This window comes from Hymenobacter coccineus (genome assembly GCF_001816125.1).
Lineage (GTDB): Bacteria > Bacteroidota > Bacteroidia > Cytophagales > Hymenobacteraceae > Hymenobacter > Hymenobacter coccineus.
In genome coordinates this window covers 1-5,932 of the sequence record NZ_MDZA01000140.1, presented here as the reverse complement: position 1 = coordinate 5,932, position 5,932 = coordinate 1, and the positions used below count along the sequence as shown (strand labels likewise).

Annotated in this window: 7 protein-coding genes; 4 read left to right on the top strand and 3 right to left on the bottom strand. The window is 59.1% G+C overall.

Annotated elements, in window-relative coordinates; genetic code table 11:
• The 3 genes from BEN49_RS10030 to BEN49_RS10020 all read right to left on the bottom strand — a co-directional run.
• Positions 1 to 688 (bottom strand): ribonuclease E/G (locus BEN49_RS10030; protein ID WP_193415782.1); only part of this gene is annotated, 688 nt, incomplete at its 3' end.
• Positions 689 to 1,025: 337 nt separating this feature from the next.
• Positions 1,026 to 1,964, bottom strand: coding sequence for a tetratricopeptide repeat protein (locus tag BEN49_RS10025; RefSeq protein WP_070742897.1), 939 nt, complete (start codon positions 1,962 to 1,964; stop codon positions 1,026 to 1,028).
• A gap of 86 nt (positions 1,965 to 2,050) precedes the next feature.
• Complete coding sequence (locus tag BEN49_RS10020; RefSeq protein ID WP_498366029.1) at positions 2,051 to 2,467, bottom strand: HU family DNA-binding protein; 417 nt, start codon at positions 2,465 to 2,467, stop codon at positions 2,051 to 2,053.
• 79 nt (positions 2,468 to 2,546) lie between these two features.
• Here BEN49_RS10020 and mutY point away from each other — a divergent pair, with 79 nt between their 5' ends.
• The 4 genes from mutY to BEN49_RS10000 form a co-directional block, all read left to right on the top strand.
• A complete protein-coding gene (gene mutY, locus BEN49_RS10015; protein WP_239691893.1) occupies positions 2,547 to 3,632 on the top strand; it encodes an A/G-specific adenine glycosylase in 1,086 nt (361 codons plus the stop codon).
• 107 nt (positions 3,633 to 3,739) lie between these two features.
• Positions 3,740 to 4,159, top strand: coding sequence for a single-stranded DNA-binding protein (locus BEN49_RS10010; protein ID WP_070742893.1), 420 nt, complete (start codon positions 3,740 to 3,742; stop codon positions 4,157 to 4,159).
• A 125-nt stretch (positions 4,160 to 4,284) separates the two neighbouring features.
• Entirely contained in the window at positions 4,285 to 4,875 is a 591-nt protein-coding gene (gene gldD, locus BEN49_RS10005) for a gliding motility lipoprotein GldD (RefSeq protein WP_094123139.1), read from the top strand.
• A 117-nt stretch (positions 4,876 to 4,992) separates the two neighbouring features.
• On the top strand, positions 4,993 to 5,932 hold a 940-nt coding region (locus BEN49_RS10000), incomplete at its 3' end, for an OB-fold nucleic acid binding domain-containing protein (protein ID WP_369073211.1).

The window sequence follows — 5,932 nt, the reverse complement described above, 5'->3', positions numbered from 1 at the left end:
CCAGTACTTTATCGTTGGGCTTTGCGGTGCGCAGCGTGGTATACAATTGCTCCCACTTGCCCACCATGTCCTGCATGTCCTTATCCAGCTCGGCCACGTCGCGCCCCTCCGCCACGGTGCGGATAATGACACCAAAATTTTCGGGCTTAATGCTGGCGATGAGGCGCTTGAGGCGGTCACGTTCCGCTTTGCTCACGATTTTTTTGCTTACGCTGATCGTGTTCGAAAATGGCATTAGTACGAGGTAGCGGCCCGCCATCGAGATGTCGGTGCTTACCCGAGGCCCCTTCGTGGAGATGGGCTCCTTAATGACCTGCACCACAATTTGCTGGCCTTTTTTGAACACGCTATCGGCCTTGCCCACTTTTTCGAGGGGTGGCTCAAACGTGAACTGGTCGAGGTTGGCAGCAGCAGCCCGACCGCTCTGCACGGTCCGCGCCCACTTCGTGAACGAGGGGTATTGCTCGCCCAAGTCGCCGTAGTGCAAAAACGCATCCTTTTCGTAGCCAATGTCTACGAAAGCCGCGTTGAGGCCGGGCATCACCTTTTTCACCGTGCCCAGGAAGATATCGCCCACCGAATAGTTGGTGTCGTTGCGGTCGAAGTGGTACTCAATGAGCCGCTTATCCTGCAACAGCGCAATTCGTTCGCCTTCCTGAGTAGAATTAATGACTAATTCATTACTCAATGTCTTGTTTAGTTAAAGTAGCCCCGATGGACGGATATATAGCAATACCCCAAAACCAGCAAAAGGGAAGCCAGAACCCAAAGTTCTGACTTCCCTCGCGAGCCACGGGAAAAGCACACACCCGCCGCATCCGGGAGGCTACTGTGAGAGATGGGCAACCGGCGGGTTTCAAGCCGAAACCCCTGGTTGCCAAAGCACCCCGAGGGGCGGCTTACTTCTTCTTGTGGCGGTTCTTGCGCAGGCGCTTCTTACGCTTGTGGGTGGCAATCTTATGGCGTTTACGTTTTTTACCGCAGGGCATATGCTTGTGGGTTAAGTTGTTGGGGTTGGGGTACAGTTATTTCAATTTAGCCAGCTCTTCCTCGACCGATGCGGCCAGGGCCGGGTCGGCACTGAGGCTCTTTGCTGCCAAGAAAGCAGCGCGGGCCTGTTCTTTGGCCCCCGTCCGGGCCGAGGTAACGCCCAGGTAAAACTGAGCGTTCACGTTTTTGGGGTTCACCTTCACCAACTGCTGGAAGCGCTCCACGGCCTTGTCGTACTGGTTGCTTTGCACCGCCAGGATGCCAAGGTCATACAGGGCTCTTTCGTTGTTGGGGTCGGCGGCCAACACTTCACGCAGCAGCGTTACGCCTTGCACGGGGTTATCGGAGGCCATGTAAGTCATGCCCAGGTTGGTCTTGGCGTCGAGGTTGTTGGGGCTCTTGGCCAATACTTTGGTGTACAAATCGCGGGCCTTGCCACCGAGCAGCTTTATGCGCTCATCCGATGAGGCAAAGCTGAACGCCTGGAAGTAGGCATCCGCCGCTTGCTGCAACGCCTGGGGCCCCGGCTGCGCCGCGGCCAACTGCTCGTAGTAGTAGCCCGCGCTGTCGAAGCGCTGCACGTTCTCGTAGCGGCGGGCCAGCAGCGTAGCCGCTTCGGCCTTCTGGGCCGGAGTGCCGGCTTTGGCGAATTGGCCCACCAGGCGGTCCAGTTCCTGGCGCTGCTCCTTGCTGGCCGTGGTATGGGGCGCAGCGGATGTAGGGCCCTCCGGGGAAGTGGTGGGCCCGGCCTCGGCCGATACGGGACCCGACGACGCATCGGCTTTGGAGCCGTTGGTAGCCGGGCCACCGCCGTCGCGGTTGGCCGTACGGGCCGCATCATTGGTCAATTCCGCCTTTCCTTCCTTGGGCTTCACGATGCCCTTGGGCAGCACGAACAAGCCCCCGACCAACGCCAGGGCGAGGACTAGGACCAGTACTTGGTGAGCGGCGGGACGGGAGGCGGTGGTAGCCATAGAAAATAGCCGGCCGCCGGGCTTCCCAGTTGCGGGAAGACGCCGGCGGCACAGCCGGTAGTTAGCTTGTAATCAGCAACAAAAACCTAGGCTTTAGCGGCCGTGGTCTTTACTTTCTTGCTATTTTTAATCTTGGCCACGAAGGTTTTCGACGGCTTGAAGCTCGGGATGTAGTGCTCCTCGATGATGAGCGACGTGTTTTTCGAGATGTTGCGGGCCACTTTACGAGCGCGCTTCTTGTTAACGAAAGATCCGAAGCCGCGCACGTAGATGTTGTTGCCTTCGGTCATGGAATCCTTCACCACTTTGAAGAAGGCTTCTACGGTCATCAACACATCTGCTTTCTCGATGCCGGTTTTCTGCGAAATTTCGGCGATTACCTCTGCTTTGGTCACGTTGGGTAGGTACTTAGGGTAAAAAAAATAAGAATCTGGGCAATAAAAACTCCCGCTTTCCGCGTAAGCCCTTGCCCGGTAGGCGATTCGCTTATGAAATCGGGCCACAAAGGTAGCTTCTTTTTTGGTTTTTCCCAATCACGCATTACAATCAGGGCCCCGGCTCAATTTATTCGTCCTCAAAATTTTGGCTAATCTCACCCGCCAACCTTCCGTGCTAGCCGCTGCGCTGCTGGCCTGGTACCCCCGCCACCACCGCGACTTGCCTTGGCGGCATACCCGCGACCCGTACGCCATCTGGCTGTCCGAAGTTATTCTTCAACAAACCCGCGTGGCGCAGGGCCTCCCCTACTATGAAGCCTTTCTGGCGGCCTACCCCACGGTACAGGCCCTGGCCGGGGCCCCCGAGCAGGAGGTGCTGCGCCTATGGCAGGGCCTGGGCTACTACTCGCGGGCCCGCAACATGCACCACACGGCCCAGCAAGTGGTGCAGGAGCACGGCGGCCAGTTCCCCACCACCTACGCCGAATTGCTGAAGCTGCGCGGCGTGGGGCCCTACACGGCGGCGGCCATCGCCTCGTTTGCCTTCGATGAGGCGGTGGCCGTGCTCGACGGCAACGTGTACCGGGTGCTGGCGCGCATTTTCGGGCTGCATTCCGACATTGCCGCGCCAGGTTCGCGCAAAGAATTCCAGGCCCTGGCTGACCAGCACATTCCGGCCGCCGCGCCCGCCGATTTTAACCAGGCCATTATGGAGTTTGGGGCCCTGCAATGCACGCCAGCGCGGCCCGATTGCCTGTTTTGCCCCATGCAACACAGCTGTTGGGCGTTTCAGCACGGGCAAGTGGCGCTGCTGCCAGTGAAGAGCAAGGCAAAGGCGGCGCGGGTACGCTACCTGCACTACCTGGTGCTGCGCCACGGCGAGGCCATGTACTTAAAGAAGCGCGGCGAAAAGGACATTTGGCAGGGTCTGTACGACTTTGCTGTGGTCGAAACCACGGGCCTAGAGCTTGGCGCGGCCGAGGTGCTGCGCCACGTGGAAGCCCTAGGCGGCCGGCTTGATACTAGCCTCGCCGCCGAGCCAGGGCCCCCACCCCTGCTCAAGCACGTGCTAAGCCACCAGAAGCTGGAGGCGCGCTTCCATACCATTTGGCTAGCGGGGGCCCTACCGGCCACGGCGCTGGCCGACACCGGCCTGCGGGCCTACTCGCCGGCCGAAATTGAGGAGTTGCCCAAGCCGCAACTAATTGCCAATTATTTAGGTAAAAACTAAAATATTATTACTAATAAATTTGGCAATATAGTTTCGGGTGCGTACTTTTATAGCACCTTAATCTCTGCGAGGTAAAACGCATTTTACCATTTTTAACCCCTACCGTCATGGCCGGAGTAAACAAAGTAATTTTAGTAGGCAACCTGGGCAAAGACCCCGAGGTGCGGCACTTGGAAGGCGGCGTCAGCGTGGCGCATTTTACGCTCGCCACCAACGAGTACTTCAAAGACAAGCAAGGCACGCGCGTGGAGCGTACCGAGTGGCACAACATCTCCGCCTGGCGTGGCCTGGCAGAGATGGCCGACAAATACCTCAAAAAAGGTCAGCAGGTGTACATCGAAGGCAAGTTGCGCACCCGCCAGTACCAGGACAAGGACCAGCAAACCCGCTACATCACCGAAATCATCGCCGACGAGATTTCGATGCTGGGGGCGCGGCCCGGGGGCCCCACCGGGGCCCCGGCCGCGGTGGCCGAGCCGGCCGTCAGCTTCCGGCAGGAGCCGGAGCTGGACCAGCTGCCGTTTTAGGCGTGCGCCCGTCCCCTTTCTGAAAAGCCCTGGCACTGCGCCGGGGCTTTTTTCGTTGCGGCAAGGCGGGAGTACCTTTGAACGGCGGCGACCACTAACAGCAATCCGTGAAACATTCTACTTTTTTGCCGCGCTTTGCCGGCCGGCTGGCTTGGCTGGGGGCCCTGGCCCTCGGGCTGGCCGCCTGCACGGCCGCGACCGACTTCACGCCCAAGCCCAAGGGCTACAACCGCATCGTGCTGCCGCCCCACCGCTACCGGGCCCTGCCCGACGGCCACCCCTACTCGTTCGACTACTCGCAGTCGGCGGTGGTGAAGCGCGACTCGTCGTACATGGCGCAGCCGCACTGGCTGAACATCTACTACCCGCAATTGCATGCCAACGTGCAGATTACGTACATGGACGTGGCCCGCGACCGACGCATGTACAACAAGATGATGGAAGACGCCCGCAAGCTCACGGGCAAGCACCAGGTGAAGGCCACGGCCATTGACGAGCGGGTTTTGAAGATGCCCAACGGCATGCGCGCTTCGGTATTTGAGCTGCAAGGCGAGGTGCCGAGCCAGTTTCAGTTTTACACCACCGACAGCACCCGGCACTTTTTGCGCGGGGCCCTGTACTTCCAAACCGCTACTGCCAACGACTCGCTGGCCCCGGTGATTGAGTACGTGAAGACTGACATGGTGCGGATGCTGAATACGTTGAAATACCGATAGTCAGCTGTTAGCTACTAGCTGATGGCTGTTAGCTTTTTGTATTGAGCTAGCATTAGTTAAGTTATCCACTCACAAGTAAACCAACAGCTAATAGCCAGCAGCTAACAGCTCAAAAACATGAGTTTTTTTACTACCCGGCTGGAGTTTTTGCGGGGCGTGGGGGCCCAGCGGGGGCAGCTGCTGGGCAAGGAGCTGGGCCTGTTCACCTACGGCGACCTCATCCAGCGCTACCCGTTTCGCTACCTCGACCGGACGCAATTCTACAACGTTGTGGACTTGCACGAAGACTTGCCCTACGTGCAGGTGAAGGGCATTTTGCGCAACCGCCAGCTCGTGGGCGAGGGCCCCAAGCAGCGCCTCACGGCCACGCTGAGCGACGCCAGCGGCGACCTGGACCTAGTGTGGTTCAAGGGCATCAAGTGGATGCAGCAGATTGTGCAGAACCAGAAGGAGTACATCCTGTTTGGCAAACCCACCATGTTCAACGGGCGGCCCCAGATGGCCCACCCCGAGCTGGAGGAAGTGACCGAAGCTAAGGCGGGCCAGAGCTTTTTGCAGCCGGTGTACAACACCAGCGAGAAGCTCAAAAACTACCACCGCGTCGACAGCAAGGCCATCATGCGCATGGTGGGCGACCTGCTAAAAATTGCGCTGCCCCACGTGAACGAGACGCTCTCGCCGGCCCTCGTGGAGCAGTACGCGCTGATGGGCAAGGCCCAGGCGATGCAGCAGATTCACTTCCCACAGAGCCCGGACTTGCTGGCGGCGGCGCGGTTCCGGCTCAAGTTCGAGGAGCTGTTTTACATTCAGCTCAAGCTGCTGCGCCAGAAAGACCAGCGTAAGGTGACGCTGGCCGGCCAGATCTTCAACCAAGTGCCCACGCTGGTTGACTTCTATAACAACCACCTCAGCTTCGACCTCACGGGGGCCCAAAAGCGGGTCATCCACGACATTTACAAGGACTTCTGCGCCGGCCAGCAGATGAACCGGCTGTTGCAGGGCGACGTGGGCTCGGGCAAAACCATTGTGGCCTTCATCGCCATGCTGATGGCGGCCG